24 protein-coding genes are annotated in these 25,089 nt (G+C 27.7%); 6 read left to right on the top strand and 18 right to left on the bottom strand.

Features of this window, described 5'->3' with window-relative positions; translation table 11 throughout:
- Positions 1-33: 33 nt before the first annotated feature.
- The 3 genes from I2H23_RS02585 to I2H23_RS02575 all read right to left on the bottom strand — a co-directional run bounded on the left by I2H23_RS02585 (position 34) and on the right by I2H23_RS02575 (position 2,674).
- Positions 34-1,335 (bottom strand): D-alanyl-D-alanine carboxypeptidase family protein, encoded by a 1,302-nt coding sequence (locus I2H23_RS02585; protein WP_271932791.1) that lies wholly within the window; start codon positions 1,333-1,335, stop codon positions 34-36.
- A gap of 387 nt (positions 1,336-1,722) precedes the next feature.
- A complete protein-coding gene (locus I2H23_RS02580) occupies positions 1,723-2,226 on the bottom strand; it encodes a CarD family transcriptional regulator (RefSeq protein WP_195580997.1) in 504 nt (167 codons plus the stop codon).
- A 247-nt stretch (positions 2,227-2,473) separates the two neighbouring features.
- The gene (locus tag I2H23_RS02575) at positions 2,474-2,674 is read right to left on the bottom strand and encodes a cold-shock protein (protein WP_195580996.1); all 201 of its coding nucleotides are present in this window, start codon (positions 2,672-2,674) and stop codon (positions 2,474-2,476) included.
- Between the two features lie 424 nt (positions 2,675-3,098).
- Between I2H23_RS02575 and I2H23_RS15640 the strand changes: the two genes are divergently transcribed.
- Positions 3,099-3,269 (top strand): flavodoxin domain-containing protein, encoded by a 171-nt coding sequence (locus tag I2H23_RS15640; protein ID WP_334293981.1) that lies wholly within the window; start codon positions 3,099-3,101, stop codon positions 3,267-3,269.
- A gap of 292 nt (positions 3,270-3,561) precedes the next feature.
- Here I2H23_RS15640 and I2H23_RS02570 read toward each other — a convergent pair whose 3' ends face one another.
- Positions 3,562-3,942, bottom strand: a complete 381-nt coding sequence (locus I2H23_RS02570) for a DUF1540 domain-containing protein (protein ID WP_166505179.1) — start codon at positions 3,940-3,942, stop codon at positions 3,562-3,564.
- 241 nt (positions 3,943-4,183) lie between these two features.
- Here I2H23_RS02570 and I2H23_RS02565 point away from each other — a divergent pair, with 241 nt between their 5' ends.
- Entirely contained in the window at positions 4,184-5,368 is a 1,185-nt protein-coding gene (locus I2H23_RS02565; protein ID WP_195580995.1) for a M20 metallopeptidase family protein, read from the top strand.
- A gap of 20 nt (positions 5,369-5,388) precedes the next feature.
- The gene (locus I2H23_RS02560) at positions 5,389-6,048 is read left to right on the top strand and encodes a helix-turn-helix transcriptional regulator (RefSeq protein ID WP_195580994.1); all 660 of its coding nucleotides are present in this window, start codon (positions 5,389-5,391) and stop codon (positions 6,046-6,048) included.
- A gap of 247 nt (positions 6,049-6,295) precedes the next feature.
- Here I2H23_RS02560 and I2H23_RS02555 read toward each other — a convergent pair whose 3' ends face one another.
- Positions 6,296-7,108 (bottom strand): alpha/beta fold hydrolase, encoded by an 813-nt coding sequence (locus tag I2H23_RS02555; RefSeq protein WP_166505176.1) that lies wholly within the window; start codon positions 7,106-7,108, stop codon positions 6,296-6,298.
- A 231-nt stretch (positions 7,109-7,339) separates the two neighbouring features.
- Between I2H23_RS02555 and I2H23_RS02550 the strand changes: the two genes are divergently transcribed.
- Complete coding sequence (locus tag I2H23_RS02550) at positions 7,340-8,032, top strand: YoaK family protein (protein ID WP_195580993.1); 693 nt, start codon at positions 7,340-7,342, stop codon at positions 8,030-8,032.
- 175 nt (positions 8,033-8,207) lie between these two features.
- On the opposite strand, the gene I2H23_RS02545 is transcribed toward I2H23_RS02550, so the two are convergent.
- The 13 genes from I2H23_RS02545 to I2H23_RS02485 form a co-directional block, all read right to left on the bottom strand.
- Complete coding sequence (locus I2H23_RS02545; protein WP_092926424.1) at positions 8,208-9,212, bottom strand: sugar kinase; 1,005 nt, start codon at positions 9,210-9,212, stop codon at positions 8,208-8,210.
- 4 nt (positions 9,213-9,216) lie between these two features.
- Positions 9,217-9,861: a bifunctional 2-keto-4-hydroxyglutarate aldolase/2-keto-3-deoxy-6-phosphogluconate aldolase gene (locus I2H23_RS02540; RefSeq protein ID WP_092926426.1), complete on the bottom strand. Its 645-nt coding sequence runs from the start codon at positions 9,859-9,861 to the stop codon at positions 9,217-9,219.
- A gap of 92 nt (positions 9,862-9,953) precedes the next feature.
- Entirely contained in the window at positions 9,954-11,327 is a 1,374-nt protein-coding gene (locus tag I2H23_RS02535; RefSeq protein ID WP_195580992.1) for a GntP family permease, read from the bottom strand.
- A 31-nt stretch (positions 11,328-11,358) separates the two neighbouring features.
- Positions 11,359-13,074 (bottom strand): dihydroxy-acid dehydratase, encoded by a 1,716-nt coding sequence (ilvD, locus tag I2H23_RS02530; RefSeq protein ID WP_195580991.1) that lies wholly within the window; start codon positions 13,072-13,074, stop codon positions 11,359-11,361.
- 201 nt (positions 13,075-13,275) lie between these two features.
- On the bottom strand, positions 13,276-13,968 hold the full coding sequence (locus tag I2H23_RS02525; protein WP_092926432.1) for a FadR/GntR family transcriptional regulator: 693 nt from the start codon (positions 13,966-13,968) through the stop codon (positions 13,276-13,278).
- 1,036 nt (positions 13,969-15,004) lie between these two features.
- Entirely contained in the window at positions 15,005-16,855 is a 1,851-nt protein-coding gene (locus I2H23_RS02520) for a hypothetical protein (protein WP_195580990.1), read from the bottom strand.
- The gene (locus I2H23_RS02515) at positions 16,839-19,007 is read right to left on the bottom strand and encodes an McrB family protein (RefSeq protein ID WP_195580989.1); all 2,169 of its coding nucleotides are present in this window, start codon (positions 19,005-19,007) and stop codon (positions 16,839-16,841) included. Before I2H23_RS02515 ends, I2H23_RS02520 begins: the two co-directional genes overlap by 17 nt.
- A 24-nt stretch (positions 19,008-19,031) precedes the next feature.
- Positions 19,032-20,162: a hypothetical protein gene (locus I2H23_RS02510; protein ID WP_195580988.1), complete on the bottom strand. Its 1,131-nt coding sequence runs from the start codon at positions 20,160-20,162 to the stop codon at positions 19,032-19,034.
- Positions 20,163-20,879: 717 nt separating this feature from the next.
- Entirely contained in the window at positions 20,880-21,647 is a 768-nt protein-coding gene (locus I2H23_RS02505) for an ATP-binding protein (RefSeq protein WP_195580987.1), read from the bottom strand.
- Complete coding sequence (locus I2H23_RS02500; protein ID WP_195580986.1) at positions 21,550-22,428, bottom strand: DnaD domain protein; 879 nt, start codon at positions 22,426-22,428, stop codon at positions 21,550-21,552. The genes I2H23_RS02505 and I2H23_RS02500 overlap by 98 nt, the downstream gene beginning before the upstream one ends.
- An 8-nt stretch (positions 22,429-22,436) precedes the next feature.
- Positions 22,437-22,826, bottom strand: a complete 390-nt coding sequence (locus tag I2H23_RS02495; RefSeq protein WP_195580985.1) for a hypothetical protein — start codon at positions 22,824-22,826, stop codon at positions 22,437-22,439.
- Positions 22,801-23,616, bottom strand: coding sequence for a BRO family protein (locus I2H23_RS02490; protein WP_195580984.1), 816 nt, complete (start codon positions 23,614-23,616; stop codon positions 22,801-22,803). The genes I2H23_RS02495 and I2H23_RS02490 overlap by 26 nt, the downstream gene beginning before the upstream one ends.
- 46 nt (positions 23,617-23,662) lie before the next feature.
- Positions 23,663-23,863, bottom strand: coding sequence for a helix-turn-helix transcriptional regulator (locus I2H23_RS02485; RefSeq protein WP_092926452.1), 201 nt, complete (start codon positions 23,861-23,863; stop codon positions 23,663-23,665).
- A gap of 203 nt (positions 23,864-24,066) precedes the next feature.
- On the opposite strand from I2H23_RS02485, the gene I2H23_RS02480 reads away from it, so the two are divergent.
- Together I2H23_RS02480 and I2H23_RS02475 are read left to right on the top strand one after the other, a co-directional pair.
- Positions 24,067-24,471, top strand: coding sequence for a helix-turn-helix domain-containing protein (locus I2H23_RS02480; RefSeq protein WP_092926454.1), 405 nt, complete (start codon positions 24,067-24,069; stop codon positions 24,469-24,471).
- Between the two features lie 84 nt (positions 24,472-24,555).
- Positions 24,556-24,927, top strand: coding sequence for an ImmA/IrrE family metallo-endopeptidase (locus tag I2H23_RS02475; protein WP_195580983.1), 372 nt, complete (start codon positions 24,556-24,558; stop codon positions 24,925-24,927).
- Positions 24,928-25,089: the final 162 nt, after the last annotated feature.

The raw sequence follows: 25,089 nt of genomic DNA, 5'->3' as shown, positions 1-25,089 counted from the left end.
ACATTGACTAATTAATCAATGTGCTTTTTATATTTATTTTTTATAAAATATATATCCTTTTCTTTTACGCATTCTATTTGTAGATATTTTCCTATACAATATTATAGACACTGCTAAAACAACTCCTACAACAGCAACAAAAATACCATATGGTACTATATTAGCTTTAATTAAATCAAATAATGATATATCCACTTTTCCTGGTACCTTTGCTTTATAATTTGGTAATGAAAATGTTAGCTCTACTTCTTTATCTGCTAATTTCCATGCATTTTTATCTTTAGTGTTATATTCTATTTTTGCATTTTTATCATTGATAGGATTTTTATAATACATTATATCTTTTGATACTACAATTGGAGCATCTACAGTCTTTTTAGGCCCGAATAACCCAAATAACTTGTACTCTAATTTTACTGTATCAATCTTTTCTCCAGCTTTTTTAAATACTTGCTTTTTAGCATTATATCCATCATCTGCAATTATCTTTGTATCATTAAATACATCTACATCATTTGCCCCATACACAGAATTAAGAGCAACTGTAACTAATTTTCTACCATCTCTTTCAAAGAAACCAACAAAACATCGACCTGCTTTAGCTTCATTTCCTGTCTTTCCACCTATATTGCCATGTTGGCCAAGCATTTTATTTCTTGTTTCAATAATAACAGATGATCCTGCTAGGTTAACAGTTACCTTTTTATTTTTTTCTGATATTGTATCTCTAATCCATTCATTCTTAAAAGCTTCTCTTGCAATTATTGCTATATCATATGCACTTGATAAGTTTATTTCTTTATTTTCTGGATTTAGAGCATTGCTTTCTAATCCACATGGATTTACTACATGTGTATCTTTTAATCCCATAGAATTTGCTCTGTCGTTCATCATCTTTACGAAATCTTTAGTATTTCCAGCTACAGAATCTGCCATTAAATATGCAGCATCATTAGCAGAAAAAATCATAACGGCTTTCATAAGATCATCACTTGAAATTTTATCTCCTGGATTAACTTTTTTAAAGTTATTTAATGCAGTTTGAGTAGTTTTAAGTGCATCTTCAGTAAACGAAATCTGCTCTGACTTTGAAGTATTTTCTGCATAAATTAATGATGTTAGTAATTTTATAGTACTTGCTACAGGCATCTGCTTATCGGCATTTTTTGATGCTATAATTTCACCAGTATCCATATCCATAACTATTGCTGACTGAGCAACTATTCCTTGGATTTGACCTGTGTTATCTTGGGCATTAGCTAAACTACTAACAGATGTTAGTGCTAATATTAAAATTGTTAGAATTATTGTCTTAAAAGACTTAAATTTTTTCACTTTAAACCTCATTTCTATCGTATATTATTAGTTGCTACTTTTAAAGTTTTATAGCTTTTTTCTTAATCTTAGTCTAAATATAGCCTTCTTAGACGTAAGAAAGCACTCTTACTAATAGAATAAGAGTGATTTAATCGATTTCTTTTTAATTATACTATATTAATAATAAATAAACAAAAACTTATTTATAATGTGAAAAATAACAACTATCTTCTATTATCTAGAGATATATTTTTTATATAAAATTAAAAAGCTATTGATAATTTATCAATAGCTTTTTCGTAAATTTCAATGTTAAAGATAATTCTCAACAATCAAATCCACAATTGTATTTATAAAGATAATATTCTAGTATATATATCTATATAAATATTAATAGTTATATTTTTAGTTATTGTATTGTCTATCTCTAACTTTTTCTTTAATATATTTTTCTACTTCTTCTCTAGATATTCCTAAGGCAATTGAAAATTCATCATTAATTAATCCTTGAGCTAATTTCATAAATTTTTCATCTACTTGACCTAGTTTTTTTCCATTATATTTCTTCTTATAAACACCTAATATTACAGCTAATAAATCTACACACTCATAGTTTTTAATAAAACATTTATATTTAGACTGCAATAAATTTACATTTTTCTCATTGCAGTCCATTTCCTCCATAGAAGAAATACCCTCTATTAATTGTTGAACTTCTTCATACGTAGAAATTGCTCTCATAAATATATCTGTATCTATTGGTGTGAATATTTTTCCATTTTCATATATTGGTTTTAGTGTGTAATAATCCTTTTTATTGTTAATACCTGAAATATTAAGTGGACCTATATCCTCTACTTCACATAATCCACAATTACTATAAATAATAAATTCTCCAATTTTGTACATGCTTTTATCTCTCCTCTTTTATTTTATATATGAAAATAAAACTTAGCCTATTTAACTAGATTTATCTTTCTAAAGCTGTACTGTATACTAATATAGTATTTTATTTAAAGTTTACTAGTAATGTAGATTTTAAGTTTAAATTATTTTCTATATTAAATATTATTATTAATATTATATTCAACTCTTTATACTGTTATAAATATAAAAAAGACCCCACTAAGGAATCTTTCTAATAACAATGTATATATTATAATATAGTTATGTTTTCTGCGTGAGGACCTCTAGCCCCTTTAACTATATTAAAGCTTACTTTTTGACCTTCTTCTAATGATTTGAATCCTTCTGATTGTATAGCCGAAAAATGAGCAAAAACATCATCTCCACCTTCAATTGATATAAATCCAAAACCTTTTTCATTATTAAACCATTTTACTATTCCGTTATTCATATAACTTCTCCTATTGAACCTGCATCAAGATATTCTTGACTTGCTTTTGTATCTCTACAATATTTATTATATCATAAATATATAATAATAGATACTATTATATATTTTTTATTTTAAATCTGTCTTATTTATTTTATATTAGTGTATATTTTTAATTTATTAAATCTGACTCAGCTGCTAAAGGTATCGCTTAGAATTAACAGTGTGTGCTCACATTTTAATATATAGTCTATACAACCTAAATAGGTCTTAAAATTTAATGGTAATCAAATTCTTTACCAATAAATATAAAAAATATTAATGTGCTATAATTTTTTTAAACTAGTAAATTTTATATTTATTAAAATACAATCTATGGATAAATTACTTTATTAGATCAAAAGGATTAATGTTTAAAATAAAAAATAGTTAAGAAGATATAATTATGATTTTATATTTTAGCGGTACTGGTAATAGCCGATATGTAGCTCGCAAAATTGCACAAGAATTAAATGATGAACTGATATCACTAAATCAACTTATAAAAGAAGGAAAAACAGATGAATTAATATCAACAGATAAACCATTCGTATTCGTATGCCCTACTTATGCATGAAGGTTGCCAATAGTTGTTACGGATTTTATAAAAAATACAAAATTTTTAGGAAGTAACAAAGTTTACTTTGTAATGACTTGTGGAGGAGATACAGCAAAAGCCATAAACTATATTCAAAGGCTATGTAAATATAAAGAGTGGCAACTAAAAGGTATGGCAGAAATTAAAGTACCAGAGAATTATATAGCTTTATTTTCTGTACCAGATAAAGAAACATCAAAACAAATTATTATAGATATCTACTTAAAATACGCTTCTATAAATATTTTTAAGAAGCGTATTTTCTATAGTATTAAATATGTCCTCCATAATCAAAGGAATTACAATATACATCGACTTTATCTATTTCAACATATTCTGCATAGCACTTTTTATTTTCATTATATCTACAATTATGAGCCTCACATTTTATATCAGATGGTTTTGTAGTTGAATCCCCTGTACTATTTACAAAACTGTTATTAGAACTATTAAAAAATGATTCTTTCTCATTAGGACTTCCAGCTAAACTATTTACTAAACTACTACTCTCTTTATCTACAAAGCTTGTACAACTAGTCCCTTTAACCTCTACTGCACCAAGCCCACTTACATGTATGGCACCTGCCTTACAGTCATAATTTATGTTATGTATACAATCAGTTGCATTACATTTTAAATTCCCACTTTGCATTTTGTTTTCCTCCTTAATAAATATCTATTTTATTATTTCCAAAATACAAAATATAATTCGATTTGATGTGTTTAACTTTATCTAAAAAAATAAATAATATCTATAAAACAGACTATATATGTCCTATTTAAGGTTTATATTAAAAAAAACACTTTATACATTAAGGAATTTTTTACTGTATATAGTGAAAAATATGATATAAGCAAATTTTTTATCAAAATTAATAAAGAGGTGCAAATATATGAATAACTTTATAAAACAAGCAGATTTAATAAAAGATGAAATAGTAAATTATAGAAGAATAATTCATAGTAATCCAGAAGTTGGAGCTAAATTACCTAAAACAAAAGCTTTTGTAATAAATACATTAAAATCATTTGGATATAATCCAAAAGAAATTTGTGAAAGTGGTATAATAGCTACTATACAAGGAAATAAACCAGGAAAAACATTTTTATTAAGAGCAGATATGGATGCACTTCCAATGAATGAAGCTACTGAGTGTGATTTTAAATCAACAAATGGATGTATGCATTCTTGCGGTCATGACATGCATACTGCAATGCTTTTAGGAGCAGCTAAGCTACTTAAACAAAACCAAAATCAAATTGAAGGTACAGTTAAATTAGTATTCCAACCAGATGAGGAAGGATTTACTGGGGCTAAAAATATGTTAAAAGCAGGTGTACTTGAAAACCCTAAAGTTGATGCTGCTATGGCTATGCATGTTCACTCTGGAACACCTTCAAATGTTGTATTATATGGATTAGGAACTAGTATAGCAGGATGTATTAGATTTAGAATAGTTGTAAAAGGAACTGGATGCCATGGTGCTCTTCCTGAAACAGGCGTAGACCCTATAAATATTGCTTCTCATATATATTTATCTTTACAAGAGATAATTAGTAGAGAAGTATCTCCAACTAAACCAGCAGTACTAACAATTGGTAAATTTACTGGTGGAGATGCTCCAAATATAATACCTGAAGAAGTTGTTATGGAAGGTACAATAAGAAGTTTAGATAAAGAATTAGGAGAATTTATATTTAATAGAATGAGTGAAATAGTAACTTCAACAGCACAAATGTTTAGAGGACAAGCACAACTTATAGAATTATCTTCTGTTCCACCTCTTACAAATGATACAAATTTAGCTAATGAACTTGGAAACTATGTAAAAGATTTAGTTGGAGAAAAATCTGTTGTTTCATTTGAAGGTGGAGGTATGGGATCTGAAGATTTTGCATCTTACTCATATGAAGTTCCAAGTGTTTACTTTATGCTAGGTGCAGGTACTGAACAAGAAAATCCACTATATGGACTTCCTATGCATAATAATAAAGTTGTATTTAATGAGGATATAATGGTTACAGGATCAGCAATGCATGCTTATTGTGCTATTGAGTGGCTAAAAAATAATAAGTAATTGATTAAAAGGAGAAAGATATGAGATTATTAGAAATACTTTTTTATCTATTAAAAATCAACTCTAAAACTACAATAAAAAATTTAGCAGAGATGTTTAATGTATGTGAAAAAACTATACAGAGAGATTTAGATAAATTATCACTATTGGGTATTCCTATAATTTCATATCGAGGTGTAAATGGCGGAGTAGAAATAGATAAAAATTATATAATAGCTAAATATATACTAACTGACAATGATTATAAAGATTTAATATTGTCACTATATATTTCTCAGCATATAAAACCAGACTTAAAAAAGACAGATCTTATTGAAAAATTCAGGCTAGTTGACTCTGATAGATGTAATAAAATATTAGAAAAACTAAAAGAAATATTTATAATAGACTTAGATGAAGACCAAAGTATTGATAAAAAAGATATATATAAAGTAATTGAGGATGCTATAGATGATAAGTCTTTTGTAAAGTTACAGCTTGAAAATACTATTATGGAAGTATTTCCTATTTCTTATGTTTTAAAAAAGGAAGGATTGTATTTATATTGTTATGATGAGGAGTATAAATTAGTTTTAATGAATATGGTATTTGATGCTTTAAAATGTGATAGATATTACACCGGGTCTATAATTAAATACAATGATAATAAGAGTAAATTAAAAATTATCTATAATTTTTAATCAATGTAAATGGTATACCAAAATTGATTTTTACAAAAAATACTGCAGCATACCTAAAACTTGGTAAATTCTATTTTACGTATAAATAAGGAGGAACGAATCGTTCCTCCTTATTTATCCTATAATTTAATTTCTTCCCTTACTCATCTTAAATAGTCCTACTACCAATAGACTCATCAATATTAATAATCTCATTAAAGCTATATATATTTTTACAATACCATACTAGATTTAATTCTACAAAACTTTATTCTTCAATAAATTTTACCAATTCTTCGTTAAATCTCTCTTGCTGATCATAAAAGGATGCGTGACCGCTAAATTCAAATGGTACAAGCTTTGAGTTTTTAATACTTTGATTTTGTACTTTGCCTAGTGAAAATGGAACAACCTTGTCATGAATTCCATGAATAATTAAAGTTGGAACATTAATTTCTCTTAGATCAGTAAATAACACTTCATTTATCCAAGTATTTGCAATGGCTGCTGTTGACCAACCTTCTGCCTGTAAGCCTAATTGCAAGAACCAATCAGAAAATGGTTTAGTTATATACTGAAAGAAAAAAATGTCACCAAAATCACTCAACATTTTAGGACGATCAGTATATGTTCCCTCAATAATTTTGGTAACCTCCTCTTTTTCTAAACCATATGGAAAATTTGGACGTTTGATAAGGCTAGGAGCTGCTGCTGCAAAAAGAGCAAGTTTAGATACTCCGTATCCTTTATGGCGAGACATGTATCTGATAGCTATAGCTCCTCCAGTTGAATGTCCTGCCAGTGTAAAATTATGTAGCCCTAATGCATTAACCACACATCTAACATCGTCTGACAATCGATTGTAGTCATAACCTTCATAAGGCTTATCTGACTTACCAAATCCTCTCTGATCTATACCAATACATCTATATCCCATTTTAGGAAGCTGATTAAACTGATATTCAAACAATTTATGACTCCCTGGCCACCCGTGCAAAAACAAGATTGTCTTCTTCCCCTCTGGGTTAAGATCTTCTACGTAAAGTTTTACATTTGATTCTACTTTAACATAATATCCCATACAAATACCTCCATTAATAGAAAGTCTTTATTAGTAGCTTATTCTTATTGATATAAATATGTAAGTTGTCTTTTGCCTTTTTATCCTGTATTTTAATTTTCAAATATCGTAAGTTAAAATACTAAATGCTTTTAATCATACTAATAATTTATTTTTAAAGAACTATCATAATTTAGGGTATAATATATATGTAATTAATAGAGATATTCACATGTCAAGAGGTAAAATTATATGAAAAATAATAATCAGATAAAAGAGAAAGTCCCTCCTTGGGAAAAGCCTATATTTATAATGATAGTAACCATTGTTGGAGGGTATATGAATGGATATACCTACATTACAAGGCATCATATATTAGCTAATATGCACACTGCTAATATGTCTAAATTAGGAATTAACATAGCACTTGGTCAGTGGCAAGGTGCACTAAGCTACTTTATTCCAATTGTTGCTTGTATATTAGGTGCTGCATTTAGTGAACTAGTTAAAGCTCTACTTGTAATACATAAATTTAAAGGAGATTGGAGAAAACTAGCCCTAATCTTAGAAGCAATTGCACTATTCTTTATAGGACTTATACCTACTTCTTTCCCGGATATTATTGTTACTAATCTAGTTTCTTTTTTTATGGGATATCAGCTGTGTTTATTTAGAGAATGCCTTGGTATTGCATTTAACACAACTATATGTACAGGAAATATTAGAAATGTTGGTCAATTATTATATAGTGCATTAGACGAAAAAAGTAAAGATTCTATAAGAAAGTTAATTATTTTTACATGTCTTACTTTCTCTTTTGCATTAGGAGCTATTCCAGGGACTTTAATATCTATTGCTATAAGTACTAAGGCTGTATGGGTTTGTAGTTTTATATTATTAACACAAGCAGTTTGGATAAATATCTATGAATGTAGTATGGTTTAATTTTATAAGAAACTCCCATACCTAAGAAATTCATCTTAGGCATGGGAGTAAAATTTACTTTTATTTAGTCATGTAATCATTCTTCCATTGTCATCATAACATATATACAATAGTTATTTTTCAACTTTACTTTGCTATACAATAATACCCACGATTCTCTATATAAAAATTTAGATTATCTAGCTATTTTTCCAGCTCCATATTGCATTAAGTTTTCTACATCATCTACATTAACTAAGTTTGCATCTCCATATATACTATGCTTTAAAACTGATGATGCTGTTGCAAATTCTACCAGGTACTCAGCTTCTTTATTATTTAATATAGAATATAGTATTCCAGCAGTTAAGGCATCCCCTCCACCTACTCTATCTACTATATCATCTATAATATATTCTTTAGATGTATAAAACTTTCCTTCAGTATAATAATTACACTGTAAAGTATTTACTGATACTGATTGTATAGTTCTTATGGATGAAAACATATGATTTATATTTGGATAAATCTTATTTATTTCATTATAATAATGACTTAACTTTTCATACTTATCTTCATATTCACAATTCATTTTTAATATATTTTCAGCATCTAATATCCCTGCTGATAGTATATTTACGAAAGGCAATATCTCTAATGTAGCTTGTCTTGCTTCTTCTATAGTCCAAAGCTTTGCTCTATAATTTGAGTCATAACTTACTAATATATTGTTCTTTTTACAGTGCTTTAGTATATTCATAGTTAATTCTCTTAGTTCTTTAGATAAAGCTAAAGTTATTCCTGAAAAATGAAATAAATCTACATCTTCTAAAGCTTTTTCTATATCTAAATCAGTAACTTTCATATTACTAAATGCTGAGTTTGCTCTATCATAAATTACTTTTGATGCTCTATTTCCACTTCCTACTTCTAAAAAGTATATTCCCGTTCTTTCTTCACCTTTTTGAACTTGGCTAGTATTTACTCTATGGCTATTTAAATAATTTATGATTCCTTCTCCAATGTCATTATTAGAAACTTTTGTTATCATTTTTGTATCTATTCCAAACTTTGATAAAGATATTAAAACATTTGCTTCTCCACCACCATAATTTGCATTATAGTTGTTTGTATTAGATATCATAAAACCTTTATTAGTTGCTAGTCTAAGCATTATTTCCCCAAATCCAGCTACTCTCATTTTATTATCCTCTTGCTTTGTTTAATTTTTCTATATATTTTTTGCATATTGATGTTATTTCATCAAATTTACCTTCTTCTCCGATAGTATTTAACTCTCCACCTATTCCTACTAAATCAGCTCCAGCATTTATCCATGCATCTAAGTTATCTATGTTAACTCCTCCAGTTACCATTACATTTGCATATGGAAGTGGTCCTTTTATAGCTTTTATATAGCTTGGTCCAAATGCACTTCCTGGGAATAATTTTATAACATCGACTCCACTTTCATGTGCTAAAACTATTTCATTTATAGTCATAACTCCTGGTATGTAAGCTACTTTATATCTATTACATAAAGTAGCAGTTTCTAAATTAAATGATGGTGATACTATATATTCAGCTCCTTGTAATATAGCAAGTCTCGCAGTTTCAGGGTCTAGTACTGTTCCTGCTCCTATTACTACATCGTCTTGAGTTTTAAATTCTTCACTTAATTCACGTATTATTTCATTTGCAAATTTATTAGTATACGTTACTTCTATTGCTTTTACATTTCCTTTTATACAAGCTTTTGCAATGTTTATTCCTGTTTCTTTTGTATTTCCACGAACAACAGCAACTACGCCACACTCTTGTAGTGCTTTTAAAACTTTCATCTTTTTCATAATAAATTCCTCCGATTAAATTTATATATTTAAAAAGAGAATCTCAAATAATTATATATTAATTTTGAGATTCCCATTTATTTAAAAACTAATTACAAAAGACCTGGTAAAACGTTTTGGAATAAAGATAGTATAGATATAAATGCAAGTGCTGATAAACCTGCTATAAATCCACCTACTGTCCAACCTCTTATAGTGTCTTGAACTGATATTTTAAAGAATCTACTTATAGCCCAGAATCCTGAATCATTTGGAAGTGATAAACCTATTCCACCTGCACATATTGCTATTGCACATAATATAGGAGATACAGAACTTGCTGCTATTGTTCCACTTAATATAGATGCTGTTGTCATAAGCGCAACTGTTGTTGAACCTTGTGCACAACGTATAATTTGAGATATTAAGAAGCAAAGTAGTAATATTGGTATACTAAATTGTGATAATGAACCAGCTATATAATCTGCTATTCCTGTTGCTTGTAAAACTTTTCCGAAAGCTCCACCTGCTCCAGTTATTAGTAATATAAGACCAATTTGGTCAGCTGCGTCATTCATAATATCAGATATACTTCTAGTTATATATGGTTTTGATATAAGCGCTGCATATATAACACCTATCAACATTGCAACATTTTTATCTCCTAAGAACTTAACTAAAGGTACTACCGAATTGTTATCTCCTAATGCTAAAGGTACAAAACTACCTAAAAGTATAAGCATTATTGGAACTAATAATATTGATAAAGACTTCATAAAAGATGGCATAGGTCTAGTTTCCTTATTCGCTTCTAATTCATCTTCTATCTCTTCTATATCTTCAAAAGTATAGAAATGTCCATTTTTCTTATCTTGCTTATCTAAAAACTTACCATATAATATACCACCTGTAATTGTTGCTACAAAAGCTGTTAAAATTGCATATACAAAGAATATTCCTACATCAATTCCTAAACTTTCTGAAACAACAAGTGGTGCTGGTGTAGGTATTACTAATGAATATGTACAAGTTGTTGCTACTGATATTGCACATGCAAATGTCACCATTGATATATTAGTTTTTTTAGATAAAACTCTTAACATAGGTGCAAACATTATATACACTACATCCCCAAATACTGGTATACCAGTTAAAAATCCTGATATAGCTATTGCTGCTGGACTATTTTTCTCACCAAACTTATTAAGTATTGCATTAGATATAGTTTCTATTGCTCCACATTCAAACATAAACTTTCCTAACATTACACCTAATCCAGTTACTATCCCAATTCCACTTAATGTAGATCCAAATCCACCTGAGATAGTAGAGGCTATATCTCCTATTGGCATTCCAACTAAAATAGATGTTACTAATGATGTTATTAATAATGCTATAAATGCATTAAGTCTAAACTTTATTATTGAAACTAGTAATATAGCGATTGCTAATAAAAATACACCTATTAATAATGGTCCAGTTAACATATTTTTCCCCCATTTTATAATTAATTTTTAGTTATTTCATATATCCACCTAACATTGGATCAACTGCATTTTTAGAATATATACTTAGTATTCCTGATTTGTATTTTTCCTCTTTAGGAGCCCAATTTTTTCTACGTTCTTCAAATACTTTTTCAACTTCTTCTAAGCTACATTCCTTGCCATTAATTCCTATAACTTGTAATGTTCTACTCTGTATATCAATTTCTATTAAATCATTTTCACAAACTAAAGCTATTGGTCCCCCTACTGCAGCTTCTGGTGATATATGCCCTATTGCAGGACCTTTAGATGCTCCAGAAAATCTTCCATCTGTTAATAATGCTATACTCGCTGATAATTCTTCATCTGATGATATAGCTTCTGTTGTATAAAACATTTCAGGCATTCCACTTCCTTTTGGACCTTCATATCTTATGATAACTGCATCACCTGGCTTTATAGCTTTTGTTAATATTGCATTTATAGCTTCTTCTTCACTATCAAATGGTCTAGCTTTTAATATAGCTTTGTGCATTTCTTTTGGAACTGCAGAGTGCTTAACAACAGCTCCTTTTGGTGCTAGATTACCTCCAAGTATAGCTATTGCACCATTGTCACCTATTGGATTTGTATTTTTACGTATTACGTCTTCTCTTTTTAATCCAACTTTACTTAAATACTCATCACACTTTTCATAATACCCATTTGTTTTTAAATCTTCTAAGTTTTCACCTAATGTTTTTCCTGTAACTGTCATAACATCTAAATGTAAATAATCTTTTATTTCTTCCATTATTGCAGGAACTCCGCCAGCATAGTAGAAGTACTCTGCTGGCCATTTTCCAGCAGGTCTGATGTCTAGTAAGTACGGTATATTTCTATGTATTTTATCAAATTCATTTGCATCAAGGTCTATTCCAAATTCACGTGCAATTGCTGGTATGTGTAATAATGAATTAGTTGAACCTGAGATTGCTGCATGAATCATAATAGCGTTTTCAAAAGATTTATAAGTTACTATATCTCTTGGCTTTAAATTTAACTTAGCTAACTTAACAGCATAACGTCCTGCTTCTTTAGCTACATCTTCTAAATCTTTGCATGTTGCTGGCATTAAAGAACTTCCTGGTAACATTAATCCTAATGCTTCTGCCATAACTTGCATTGTTGAGGCTGTTCCCATAAATGAGCATGCACCACATGAAGGACATGCATTATGCTTGTAATATGTTAACTCTTCTTCTGTTATTTCTCCCCTTTGATACATAGCACTATACATTCCTATTTGCTCTAATGTAAGTAAATTAGGCCCAGCTTCCATAACACCACCAGTAACAACTATTGATGGGATATTTACTCTACCTATTGCCATTAAATGAGATGGAACACCCTTATCACAACTTGAGATAAATACTCCACCATCAAAAGGTGTTGCATTTGCATGTATTTCTATTAACGCTGCTAGCGTATCCCTTGATGCTAACGAATAATTTATTCCATCATGGCCTTGTGCTTGACCGTCACATATATCAGTTGCATAAAATCGAGAACCTTTTCCTCCAAGTTCATTAACACCTTTAATAGCTTGATTTACAAATATATCAAGATGTGCACTTCCTGGATGACTATCTCCAAAAGTACTTTCAATTATTATTTGTGGCTTAGATAAATCATCTACACTCCATCCCATACCTCTCCTTAAAGGATCCATTTCAGGAGCTATTTTTCTAACTTCTTGACTAATCATATCCTACTCTCCTTATTGGTTTTTATAATACGTCTGACGTCTTTCTTTACTTAATATTAACACGTCTGACGTATTTTTACAATATTTTATCTATTTTTTTCATAAAAACTTTTTCCTAATGTATTTAAGTAGGTTTAATCAGCATATAATTAGACGTAAAAACAAAAATACGTCCGATTAATCAGACGTATTTTTGTTTTTTTATTTAGTTTGTTTTTCAGCTACTATTCTATTTATATTTCTACGGTTGTATGCTAAGTGAAGTAACATAGCATCATGTGCTTCATTTGCATTCTTATTTTTTATTGCATTTAAAATCTCTTTATGAGTTTCTATTGTTTCATTTTTTAATTGTGTATTTGTAACGTCTATAAATACTGCTATAGATTTATTTATTATTGGAACTAAACTTGTTGTTACTAAGTTTTTACTGCTTCTAGCTATTGCTGTATGAAATTCTATATCTTTTTCCATATGTGGTATTCCATTTAATATAAGTTCTTCAACTTCATCACATAATTTTGATAGCTCTTCTATATCTTCTTTAGTTGCATTTATAGCTGCTAAACTTGCTATTTTAGGCTCTATCATAAATCTTATTTCTAATAAGTCAACTGCTAGTTTTAGTTTGTCTTTTACAAACATTAATCCTAATGGATCATCTGCTACCCCACATTTTATAAATGTTCCTGAACCTCTTTTTATTTCTAGTATATTTCTTGATACTAATGCTTTTATCGCTTCTCTTATTGTACTTCTACCTACACCTAATTTATCTGCTAGTTCATATTCATTCGGTAATTTGTCTCCTATTTTTAGGTTTTCATCTACTATTAACTTTATTATTTTTTCTGAAGTTGTTTCTCCTAATGGTTTTGTTATTTCTTCCTTCATATTTTACTCCTCTTGTTTTTTGATATGTTTTTTGTAGAGTCTTTACGCTTAATTATGTCATTACTTATTCTAAGTTTTTATGTCTCCTTATAAAATAAAAAACCACTTATCTATTAACCGTAGAAAAAGTGGTTTAAAGTTTTACTTTAAATTAAATAAAAATAATTTATACTAGAAATCACTACTCTACATGACTAGATTGTGATTTCTTTTTTTTCTTACAACTATATTATACTATATTAAATTTAAAAATAAATAGCAAATTTATTCATTCTATAAATTCTTTTTTTATATAAATTCTCTTTTTTATCTAAAAAATCCATTCTATCATTTATTCTTTCAATTAATTCTCCTCCAATATATTTTTAAAATTCACCTTTAACGTATATACTTGCTAATATATTTGATTTTAAATACTCTACCACTTTAATATTCTCAATTATAAACATATGTCTACCGCAATCTATTAGTTTTCTATTACTAAACAGTCGATGAACTTACTATTATTGTTTTTGAGTATTCTAAGCAGTTTAACATTATATTTTAACAAAATATTGATATATTTAATATAAAATCAATTAAATCAAATATTTTTAGGTAAACTCTTTAGAAAATATGCTTATTATCCATAATACTCCTAAAGTAATGCAGCATGTAATAAACTTAAATGTAAAATACACAAGTGTACTTACCCAACATTTTAAAATCCCTGTAAACATTTCCTTAATTGATAATTTAAATTTATTCATTTCTCCTCGTTTGTTATATGTTATAATACATAATATTGTGTGCACATATAACAACGAAACTATTCTAATCTATTTAATTAAATATTTTGATGCTATACTGTTAGAATTTTTTATAATGGATTGACACACTCCCCTAGATTTATTTAGAGGAGTGTGCCAATAGAAAATACAAAAAATCAATTATCTTTATAACTAAAAGCGTATAAGAAACAACTATGTCAATATATAAATTTATATCTAAGTAGTTACTTTTATCTTAATATATCATTATGTAATACTCTTATTACCTATCTGTTTACGAAGTATTCTACGTATTCAATGATCTCACTTTTTAAGTTTTCATATCCATAATACTTAGATGAACTATCTAAACTTGGCATTATAGGTATAAACTCTATATCATAGATACCGTGAGTGTATTGCCCTAAATCATCTTGCTTAGGATATAAAGTTAAAACTTTATACACAGGCTTTTCTCTTATTACTCTGCCTTTATCAGCATCATAATAATCAAAGCCTGTATATGAAGATAGTTGCTTACAAACATCAGTATCTATTCCTCGCATATTGTATATGTTTGATTTCCTTCTATACTTAACTTCTACAACTTCACACCCTAGCAACTTATTACCTTTATATAGACTTACTAAAATATCAGGTCTTCTGTGTTGATTATCTGGCTTTGTTGAAGGTTGAGATAATTTAACATCTTTTAATTCATCTGGTATGCCGATATAAATATCATATACTATGATAACCGTATAATCATCCTTTTCTAATACAACAGAATCTCCTGATGTAAGATCTCCATTATATAAATTATCATCTGTATTAGATTTTAACCATCCACCTGTCCATGTAAAGCCTAGTTCTTCAAATATATCTTTAATTATTAAGAAGCTATATATTTCAAACAGTGTAGATGTTTTCTTATATGGAAATACTAAATCAAATCCATTAGTAATAGTTGTATTTCTAAGTTTATTATATATATTGTATATTTCATTGTAGTGATAATTCTTTAATACTCTAGTTGTAACAGTAGAAGTATTATACTTTACATCTATATCTTTTATCCATGTTTCATTTATATAATGATTTAATTTCCCTTTTAGCTTATACAAATTAGTAAGGTTCTTTTCAGTAATTTCTTTCTTCTCCTTATTACTAGCTATTTCTCTATCTAAAACACCCATTTCTGCATACCTTAATTTATTAACGTTAAAAGTATTTGGAAGTTTAGATGCTTCTATATAAGCATTGTTCTTTTGGTTAGATTTGTTTTGTAGATCTTCTATTGTCTTATTAATGCTATTAAGTATCTTAAAATATTCCTCTTCAGCTTCTATTAATATGTTTTGGAAGTAGCTTACCATTCTCTTTAAAATTATATTTTCTACTGTACTATTGGTTGAGTAGCACTTTTTCTCGTAAAATGCAGTTGGAACAGTTATACTTTGATTATACTTATCACCTTTCTTTGCTTGCCACCTTTGACTCTTGTTAGTCTTTTTTTTAGAGTACTCTCTTATTTTGTACTCTTTTTTTAAGTCAGAAATAGGATTTTGTTCAATACATTTTAAATGATTGAATAATGAATCTTGATTGCTATATAAATATCTGTATGCTTCTATATTTTGATCGAGATTATTCTCGTTGCTTTTAGTCGCTTTTTTCTCTAAGTAAATATTGTATGCTAAGCCCTTAACTGTGCTTTCTAAATAATATCTTATATTTAACATCGCCTCCCAAGCAATACTATTTGGTATTACACAAAAACAACCTTCAAAACAATAGTTTTGTTTATAGATTTGTATCGAGTATTTACCAGGCACTAACATATCTGCTGAATCACCACCTGGAGAAAGAATTATACTTTCTCCAGGTTTTAATGTGACTATACTTTCATCAACATGTTCACTAGATATGGGATTATAGTGAGATTCTACTTTAAAAAGAACATCATTATCAGTAGAGTGGAATTCAACTTCCGTTCTATCATACTCTTTAAACTCAAACATTGAATTTTCTAAATATAGCTTATTAAAGTCTGCCAATTTAAATTCTATTTCCTTACTTTTACCTTGATAGTTGCTTGAGTATGAAGTTTTAATATTCATCTTAATTAGTGTATCCATACATAGTTAGCTCCTTAGCTTTTCTTAGTATCTCTTGTTTTGTTAAAGTGAAATCACTTATTTTAAGAGCATCCTCTGAATCAAAGAATGTATATAAATCGCTATTTAATATACTCTTTGAGTTTGAATCGTATCTTCCTATAAGATCTCCAAATTGTCTTTCAGATCCTTTTACTTTAGTTAAAACTCTTTGCTTTATCTCGATATCAAAAGCTTCTCTTCTTGATATAATATCATTCTCATTCTCATCAAATACTTGAGGTATATTGTTTATATAACTACTAATCTTCTCTAGTATTCTAAAAGATACTCCCTTTTGAGTATCATAATTTTGTATCATTTCATGAAGTTTATCTAAGAAGTTTAACTCTTCTATGGATAAGTCATCAACTCCGCTAGTATTATCTACCCAAGATCTATAATCATCATAAGAATATGTATACTTTTCTATATCATCCATATTGTAGCTTTTTATTTTTTCAGCTCTAAAATCGACAAACTTTCTTTTCTTTAATGTAACTAAATTCGCTCTATCTAATAATCTATCTGAGAAATCTTTTGTTGTTTCATCTAAGTTGACTGTACCTATAAAAATTATGTTATCTCCGATATTAACAGAATTTTTATATTTAGTGTTGTTATGACAGATAGCACCATTACTATAAAGTTGTAAATACCTTTCATTAGGGTTAAGCTCTAGTAATGATATAAATGGTGCAAACCAGTGCTCTACTTGAGATAAGTTCATTTCATCAAAGATAATCATATGAATTTTATCTGGATTGTTTTCTGCATGAATAAGGAAGTCTACTAATCCTGTTTCTGCTGCTACATATAATCCTGTTGTACTATTTAAGTATCCAGTTAAGTCATCCGGCTCAGTATATGAAGGACTTATTGGTAAGAATAATAACGTTCCGTTCTCTTTATTTATACCTAATGTTTCTCCATAAGCTCTTGCTATTTGCGTTTTACCCGTTCCACTCATACCTGCTAATATTGTAAGAGGATTTGTTTTTACACTTACATGAAAGTTTATTAAATCCTTCATATCGTAGCAAAGATTATGTTTTATTGTGTAATTTTTGAATTTTCTAAGGAATTTAGTTTCAGTTGATGTTGACTTAAATATAGCATCTATATCAATCCTATTATCTTCTGCATCTACTAATGAACTTTCACTTTCTTCTAAATCATTCTCACTACTATTAACATATGTGATTGCTGTTACTTTATTAAAATCAGTAGTTTCTTGTATTCTAATATCGTATTTTTCTTCTGTTGAACCACTAAATACAAACTCTCCTTCATCTGCTAAGCTATATATTTTATCAGTTAAGAAATCCTCTGTTACAAATTTTAGGTTATCTAATATATCTAAAACATCATAATCATAGTCTTCTTCCTCGAATGTAATTTTCGCTTTACGTATTTGGTCCTGATCTTTATCGCAACTCCATAATTTATAATTGCCCTCATGCTTTTTCCAAGATTGAAAGTTAGAATATATGTAATCATTGCATATGATAAACTCAGGAGCTAACATATTATTGTTGTAGCATTCTAGATGTATATATTCCCCTCTTTGTAATTTACTTTCAAAGGCTTCTGTTGGCATATTAACTTCTGGTATAGAAAAATAGAATGTACCTTCTCTGTAATCATCTAATACTTGTTGAATTCTAACGTTTTTATATACTCTATTTGTAGCTTGGTCATATGTTATTGAAGGCTTAAATAATATTAATCTCCCTTCCAATTCATCAAATATTGCATCCTTTTTTTCTTCACTAGATAGTAAGTTGTATGTAGATTGATTTTTATATCCAAAAGGTTGTATGTCCATATTTCTGTGGTGTCTATCTATTCCCACATATAAATCACTTGAATTGCATTTTGGGTTTATAAAATTTCTTATGTAATCTGTTTCTTCACTTACTGGTTTTATGTAAAATAATATAGTTGTATTGTCGTTATAGTATATAGTGTCATGGCAATTTCTATTTCTCATTTTTGTAATAACTTCTTGTGTTTCTCCTAACGTTGGAAAATCATCATAATTATAATCTGTAGCTAATACTCCTAATAAATAAGTTTCATTGCTTTTTGATATATCTAAGTCTTTTCTCTTTTCTATTGCAGTTGAACTCATTTTAACTCCTTCTCCTTTGTTTAATTATGCATATATCAAGTTTGTATTTTCATTATTTTTTATATTTTGTAGTAATTCTTCAACCATATCTAATTCACTTGAGAATAAAAGTGTTTTATAGTTCATACCTTCTTTTTTTATTTTTCTTTTAAGTGTTCCTAGTTCTCTCATACTTATATTACTCATTATATAAACATCTTTTATATTTAGTTTTTTTAATGTTTTAATAAAATTATCACTATCTTTGATATACTCGTTATAACTTTTAAATAATATATTTCTAAATAAGCTTCTTGTTGCTAATACAGAAGTTGTATATATTAAACAAGAACTATACTCTGTATGTAAATTATTATCATTTAACTCTAGAAACTCTCTACTTTCCATTTCTTTATACTTTGATATGATTTCTGCCTTCTCTTTTTCTAATTGTTTATTTTTCTCTACTAGATCTTTATGGATTTTTTCTTTTTCAAGTATTATATCTTCTTTTTCTTTAATCCTATTTTGTAAATTAATATTTTCTTCGTTCATATTTAAAACATCCTGCTCATACTTTTTAATATCTTTCTTAAACTTCTTATTCTCATTAGTAAGTTCGGTTTTTAAAATATTTAATTTATTATTCTCATTTTTAGTTGTTTCTGCCTCTGATTTAATCTTTTCTATTTCAATTTTTAATAATTGAATATCTTTCTTTAAATTGCTTAGTTCTAATGAATCTAGATAATCCAATGATATATTAAAAGCATCAACTCCTTTAAATAAGAATACGTTTTCTTTACAATTAGAAGATATATTGTGCAAATTTTCTTTAATAATATCTGGGAAATTTACATATGCTGTGCAGAATAATTCTAAATTAGACAATGCATCTTTTTTACTAGATGTAATTTCCTTTATAAATGTTTCAATATCACAGTTTAGTAAATCTTTATCTGCTAATTCTCTTATTATTACTTGTACACAGGACTCTCCTTTGTTCTTATATATTTTCTTCATCTTCTTTGATGTTGGTTCTCTCAATAATTTTTGCAACTTTATCTTTTTAACGTTTACATGCTGCTTAGGATTATTGTCCGAGAAAAATTCTATTAAAATTCTATCTAGCATCTTTTCATCTAATAGTTCTAAAAATACTGCAATTTCACTCATACTAAGCCCTCCTTTTTTGTTTATTACTGCCAATTACAAATTTAACATATTCGATTTCATTCGTAAATAAATTTACTACATTTTTGCACTTTTTTGTAAAAATTCACTGTAAATTATCTAAGATATACTCTAAAGGAGAAAGGTTTTATTTAAAATAAAGTCAATTTTGAATGTTTTTTATGCTATTATATGAACTATAAAAAGTAGAGGTAAGTGCTCCTTTTTATAAAAAAATCCCTTAAAAGTGACCTTGAGTGGCTAACGCCATATTTAAAACACATATATTCTTTAAATCCTTTACTAATATCACCACAACTTAAGGCTTTTCTAAATGTATCATCTATATGACTCCTTATGTTCTTTGGAACTCTATCCCCCATTTCTTTTTAAATCTATCATAGTTATCTCTTAATATTTCTTTTATCGTTATTGTTTCTTTTATTTTTGTCATAATATTTATACTATTTATTATTCACTACTTATCCATAATTTCAATTTTTATAATACCTTAGTATATAAAAAAAGTCATACTATTATAGTATGATTTTTTCGTGGATTTCAATATTGGAGACGAGTTAAGTCGAATCCCTGTCCACAGTTTAAATACATCTTATACTAATCCTATATAAATACTAATTATTTATATAACAATAAAAACTCCAACATAAGTAAATAACCATATTTTCACATAAACAAAGAGGAACGAATCGTTCCTCCTTATCCATATATCCTATAATTTAACCTCTTCCCCTTAACACTCACCAAATAGTCCTTACTCATCTCAATAATCCTACTACCAATAGCCTCATCAATTTCAATAAGCTCATCAAAACTCTTTTCCGTACTAACAATCATTGGCAAATTATTAAAATATCTAAAATTAATAATCTCAAATACAATATTTATATCACTTTTGCTAATCCCACCCTTAAACAAATCATCAATAAGTAGTACCCTAGCCCTTTTATACCTACCAATAGCTTTTCTATAATACTCCTCATCCATAATATTTTGCTTAAGAGATATAATAACATCCCTATAGGGCATATACAAAACCCCTACCCCACTATCCATCAAATCATTGCTAATAGCTAAAGATAAATGAGTCTTTCCACTTCCTACTTGCCCCATAAATATTATAGAGTTTTGTCTAGTCTTTTCTATCTCTTTAAAATTCTTTTTATAGCTTAAAGCCTTGGAATAAGCATCTATTGTCTGAACATCATAAGCATAATTAAAGTTTTTAAAAGTCTTTTTTCTAAATTCATCACTTATGCCACTATTTTTTAATATATCTTCACACTCTCTTAAAGCCCTACATTCACAAGGTATAGCAGTATTATCTTCTATTATAAATTTTAAATCTCTACACTTAACACATCTATACTCATTGTAGGAGTCTTTGTATTTCTCTGATTTGTTCCTTACTTGGCTTTTGATATATTGACTCGTCTTCAAGTTCTTTAATGTATCTACTCTTTCCATTTTTCCTATCCCCTTTGTTTTTAGAACTTACTTCATAAGCATTTAAATCTCTTAAGCTTCTTATATTATTAGTTATCCACTGATTTATAATGCCATTTATATATCCTTTATTAACATTTCCTCTATCAGTAGCTACTTCTATAGCTCTTTTAAATAATCCTATATCTATATTTTCACTTATATAAATTAGCCACTCACTAACTAATTGATTTATAATCCCTACATTTTCTTCATATAATTTAGCATACCTACCTACATCATTTACTTCTTCTTCTTTATATTCTTCTTTATCTTTTTCTTCTTCTTTTTCTTGTCTTATATTTTCATACGACTCGTTATACGTATGGTAGTACGAGTCGTCATTACTATACATATCAAACAAATCTTTTATTTCTTTTTTAGGTATACTCTCACTTACATATTTTATAAGTGATTTATCTTTTACTTCTTTTAGCTCTTTATTTATACAATCCATCATTGGCTTTCCAGTTCTATCTAGGTTGTACTTTCCCCAATGTTTAATGGCCAATTCTCTAGTTTCTTCATTATATTTTATAGTTTTGTACTTATTTATAAATATGTCCATTAAAGTATTTATAGTTTCAACAGAATAGCCTAGTTCAAAGGCTATCTGTTTTTTAGTTATTTTATATATTCCTATTTGAGTAGTATTTTGATTGCTAAGAATATAGACCATAAATATTTTACATTCTGGAGTATATTCTTCTAATACTTTATCGTCTCTCCAAAACTGTGTATGTATCTTTCTAAATATTGCCAAAGTCTCACCTACTTCATTCTAAAAGTTCTAGATGTACTTGTTTTTGTATAATTTTTAATTATTTCTGGATAATCAATTTTTAATTTTTTAGTGTCTATACTATTTTTAATTACTTTTTTCCAAGTTATTTTTCTATCTTTACAAAATGCTGTTTCGTACTCTCTCATTTCACTTTGAATAATATGTTCTATTGTCTTTTTTTCTTTTTCAAGCTTGTTTATATTATCTACTATGCTATTGTAATGTTCTATTTTTTCATATAGACCATCATCTAGCACCACTACTTCATTTAAAGTATCTTTATATGTTTCTTTTAAAAACTTACCACACTCATCACTTCCAAATGGTAGGTTTACCTCTTTTTCTTTTTTCTTAATGAAATCTGTAATTTTTCTCATATCCAAATTCCTCCCCTATAATTTTTATAAAATATTTTTGACCTTTCCCTGTTATATAAGTAGTTACTTTTATCTTTTGACCATTATTTGTATTTACTACATACTGACGAGTTTTAAATAGTCCTTGTTCTACATACTTTTGCTTTGGTTGATTTTCATTTCCCTGATTCATAATATATCCATTTACTCTAAACCAATAAAAAAGTCTATTTCTTCCAATATCTATTCCTAGTGAATTTAGCATTTTAGCAAATGCTCCTATACTTATAGCATCTTCACATTCCCCTACTACTTGTCCTATTTTTATATATGGTTCAAAGTCTTTTATAGCTTTGTTTAGTGCTTTTACCTTTTCTTTTTCACCTTTTAATTTTTGAGCTAGTTTTAATAGAAATTCTGGATTTTTAAGTATTTCATCTACTGTTTCATCACTCATATATCCCCCATTTCTTCTTATGCTTGGTAAAATCTCTTCTACTACCCACTTTTCAAATTTCTTTGCACTAGGTAGTTTAGATTTTAATACTAGCCTATATAAATTTGCTTCATCTATAAATTTTTTATTTATATTTTTAGTTTTTAAACTTCCATCTTTATTTTTTCCAATTATTACTTTTGCCCTATAAATTGTCCCCATATCTTTATCACAATGATCTCTTATTGCTTTTCTAGGATTAGTATATCCTAGTATTTGTGCTACTTTAGTTGCTTCAAAGTATTCTTTGTTATTTTCAAATACTACACTTATTTCTCCATATTCACTGCTTTTAAATACCTTTAAATCAAACATTTTATCCCCCATTTTTTAATTAAAATTTATTTCATATTTAGATAATTTATTTGTTACCTAAAAATATGCTTTCCACACTAACTCCAAGTATTTTAGCTAAATCTAATGCTTCATAAACTGTAAATGAGCTTTTCTCATTTTCTTTTTTTACATAAGTTACTTTTGACATATGTATAAGTTTAGCTATCTCCTTTTGTGTAAATCCTTTACTTACCCTTAACCCCTTTAAGTTTCTTTTATATCCCATATTTACTCCTTTATATATTTTATGATTATTTTTATTTAAACTTTGGTAACTTCCCTTGATAATTTAATAGTATTACCCTTTAGGTAAAATATCAACATGTTTTTATCTAAAAGGTAAAAATATGGTAACAAGTTGTATTTTTAGATAATTTTGTTATACATTTGGACTACTTCTGCTATAATTAAATTAAGGTGGGTGAAAAAATGGAAACTTTATCTATGAGATTAAAAGCTTTAAGAAAAGAAAGAGGGTTAACTCTTGAAGAGTTAGCTAAAGAATTAGATACCACTAAGGTAACTCTATCTAGATATGAAAATGGAATAAGAGAGCCAAAAGGTGAAACTTTAAATAAATTAGCAAATTATTTTAATGTTTCTACTGATTATTTGTTTGCTAGAACTGATGATAAAAACTACTTATCAGATGAAGGAATAGCTGATGTTAAATTAGAAATGGATAAAATGCTTAAAAAGATTGGCGCTCATGGTAGTTTAATGTTTGATGGTGAGCCTATGACTGATGAAGAACTAGATAGTTTCTTGCAATCAATGGAAGTTGTTCTTACTTTAGCTAAGAAAAAGCAAGAGTCAAAACTAAGGGGAAAATAATTAATATTATTGGGGAGATTTTATGAATGCTAAATATGAAGCTAAAAAGCTTATAAATATAAAACTAATAATCCTTTTGAACTTATGGATTATTTAGATATAATATATTTTCGTTATCCTCTTAAAGGAAATCTTAGAGGGTATTATACTAAAGAATTTAATCAAAAGGTAATTTGTATTTCTAGTCGTCTTTGTGATGAGGAAGTTAACTTAGTAGCAGCCCATGAACTTGGTCATGCTATACTTCATGAAGATAAAAATATATTATTTATATCTAGAAATACACTTCAATCTAAGGATAAACTAGAAAAACAAGCTAATAAATTTGCTGCTGAAATACTTTTAGATGATAATATATTTAGTGAGTATTATGGTTATTCTTTAGAGGAAATTTCAAAGTGTGAATGTGTTTCTTATGAATTAGTTGAGCATAAGTACAATAATCTTAATAAGTAAATTTTATAAATATTAAAGAGGGCTAATTTTAGCCCTCTTTATATTTAATATACTTAAATATATTGTGTAATAAAATATCTATTTTAATTATTTAATATAAAAATAGGAGCATATTTATTTGCTCCCTTTATATTTTCAATATATTAATATTATTAATCCAAT

It is taken from the genome of Romboutsia sp. BSD2780061687b_171204_C1 (genome assembly GCF_015560225.1).
Lineage (GTDB): Bacteria > Bacillota > Clostridia > Peptostreptococcales > Peptostreptococcaceae > Romboutsia_C > Romboutsia_C hominis.
Note: the sequence above shows the minus strand (reverse complement) of the source record. Positions and strands in the feature narration are given on the sequence as shown.

What these genes read in the sequence shown, in the direction of transcription:
- I2H23_RS02580 (WP_195580997.1), bottom strand. Translation starts at nt 2,226, where the DNA reads ATGTACAAAATTGGAGAATTTATTATTTATAGTAATTGTGGATTATGT.
- I2H23_RS02575 (WP_195580996.1), bottom strand. Translation starts at nt 2,674, where the DNA reads ATGAATAACGGAATAGTAAAATGGTTTAATAATGAAAAAGGTTTTGGA.
- I2H23_RS15640 (WP_334293981.1), top strand. Translation starts at nt 3,099, where the DNA reads ATGATTTTATATTTTAGCGGTACTGGTAATAGCCGATATGTAGCTCGC.
- I2H23_RS02570 (WP_166505179.1), bottom strand. Translation starts at nt 3,942, where the DNA reads ATGCAAAGTGGGAATTTAAAATGTAATGCAACTGATTGTATACATAAC.
- I2H23_RS02565 (WP_195580995.1), top strand. Translation starts at nt 4,184, where the DNA reads ATGAATAACTTTATAAAACAAGCAGATTTAATAAAAGATGAAATAGTA.
- I2H23_RS02560 (WP_195580994.1), top strand. Translation starts at nt 5,389, where the DNA reads ATGAGATTATTAGAAATACTTTTTTATCTATTAAAAATCAACTCTAAA.
- I2H23_RS02555 (WP_166505176.1), bottom strand. Translation starts at nt 7,108, where the DNA reads ATGGGATATTATGTTAAAGTAGAATCAAATGTAAAACTTTACGTAGAA.
- I2H23_RS02550 (WP_195580993.1), top strand. Translation starts at nt 7,340, where the DNA reads ATGAAAAATAATAATCAGATAAAAGAGAAAGTCCCTCCTTGGGAAAAG.
- I2H23_RS02545 (WP_092926424.1), bottom strand. Translation starts at nt 9,212, where the DNA reads ATGAGAGTAGCTGGATTTGGGGAAATAATGCTTAGACTAGCAACTAAT.
- I2H23_RS02540 (WP_092926426.1), bottom strand. Translation starts at nt 9,861, where the DNA reads ATGAAAAAGATGAAAGTTTTAAAAGCACTACAAGAGTGTGGCGTAGTT.
- I2H23_RS02535 (WP_195580992.1), bottom strand. Translation starts at nt 11,327, where the DNA reads ATGTTAACTGGACCATTATTAATAGGTGTATTTTTATTAGCAATCGCT.
- ilvD (WP_195580991.1), bottom strand. Translation starts at nt 13,074, where the DNA reads ATGATTAGTCAAGAAGTTAGAAAAATAGCTCCTGAAATGGATCCTTTA.
- I2H23_RS02525 (WP_092926432.1), bottom strand. Translation starts at nt 13,968, where the DNA reads ATGAAGGAAGAAATAACAAAACCATTAGGAGAAACAACTTCAGAAAAA.
- I2H23_RS02520 (WP_195580990.1), bottom strand. Translation starts at nt 16,855, where the DNA reads ATGGATACACTAATTAAGATGAATATTAAAACTTCATACTCAAGCAAC.
- I2H23_RS02515 (WP_195580989.1), bottom strand. Translation starts at nt 19,007, where the DNA reads ATGAGTTCAACTGCAATAGAAAAGAGAAAAGACTTAGATATATCAAAA.
- I2H23_RS02510 (WP_195580988.1), bottom strand. Translation starts at nt 20,162, where the DNA reads ATGAGTGAAATTGCAGTATTTTTAGAACTATTAGATGAAAAGATGCTA.
- I2H23_RS02505 (WP_195580987.1), bottom strand. Translation starts at nt 21,647, where the DNA reads ATGGAAAGAGTAGATACATTAAAGAACTTGAAGACGAGTCAATATATC.
- I2H23_RS02495 (WP_195580985.1), bottom strand. Translation starts at nt 22,826, where the DNA reads ATGAGAAAAATTACAGATTTCATTAAGAAAAAAGAAAAAGAGGTAAAC.
- I2H23_RS02490 (WP_195580984.1), bottom strand. Translation starts at nt 23,616, where the DNA reads ATGTTTGATTTAAAGGTATTTAAAAGCAGTGAATATGGAGAAATAAGT.
- I2H23_RS02485 (WP_092926452.1), bottom strand. Translation starts at nt 23,863, where the DNA reads ATGGGATATAAAAGAAACTTAAAGGGGTTAAGGGTAAGTAAAGGATTT.
- I2H23_RS02480 (WP_092926454.1), top strand. Translation starts at nt 24,067, where the DNA reads ATGGAAACTTTATCTATGAGATTAAAAGCTTTAAGAAAAGAAAGAGGG.
- I2H23_RS02475 (WP_195580983.1), top strand. Translation starts at nt 24,556, where the DNA reads ATGGATTATTTAGATATAATATATTTTCGTTATCCTCTTAAAGGAAAT.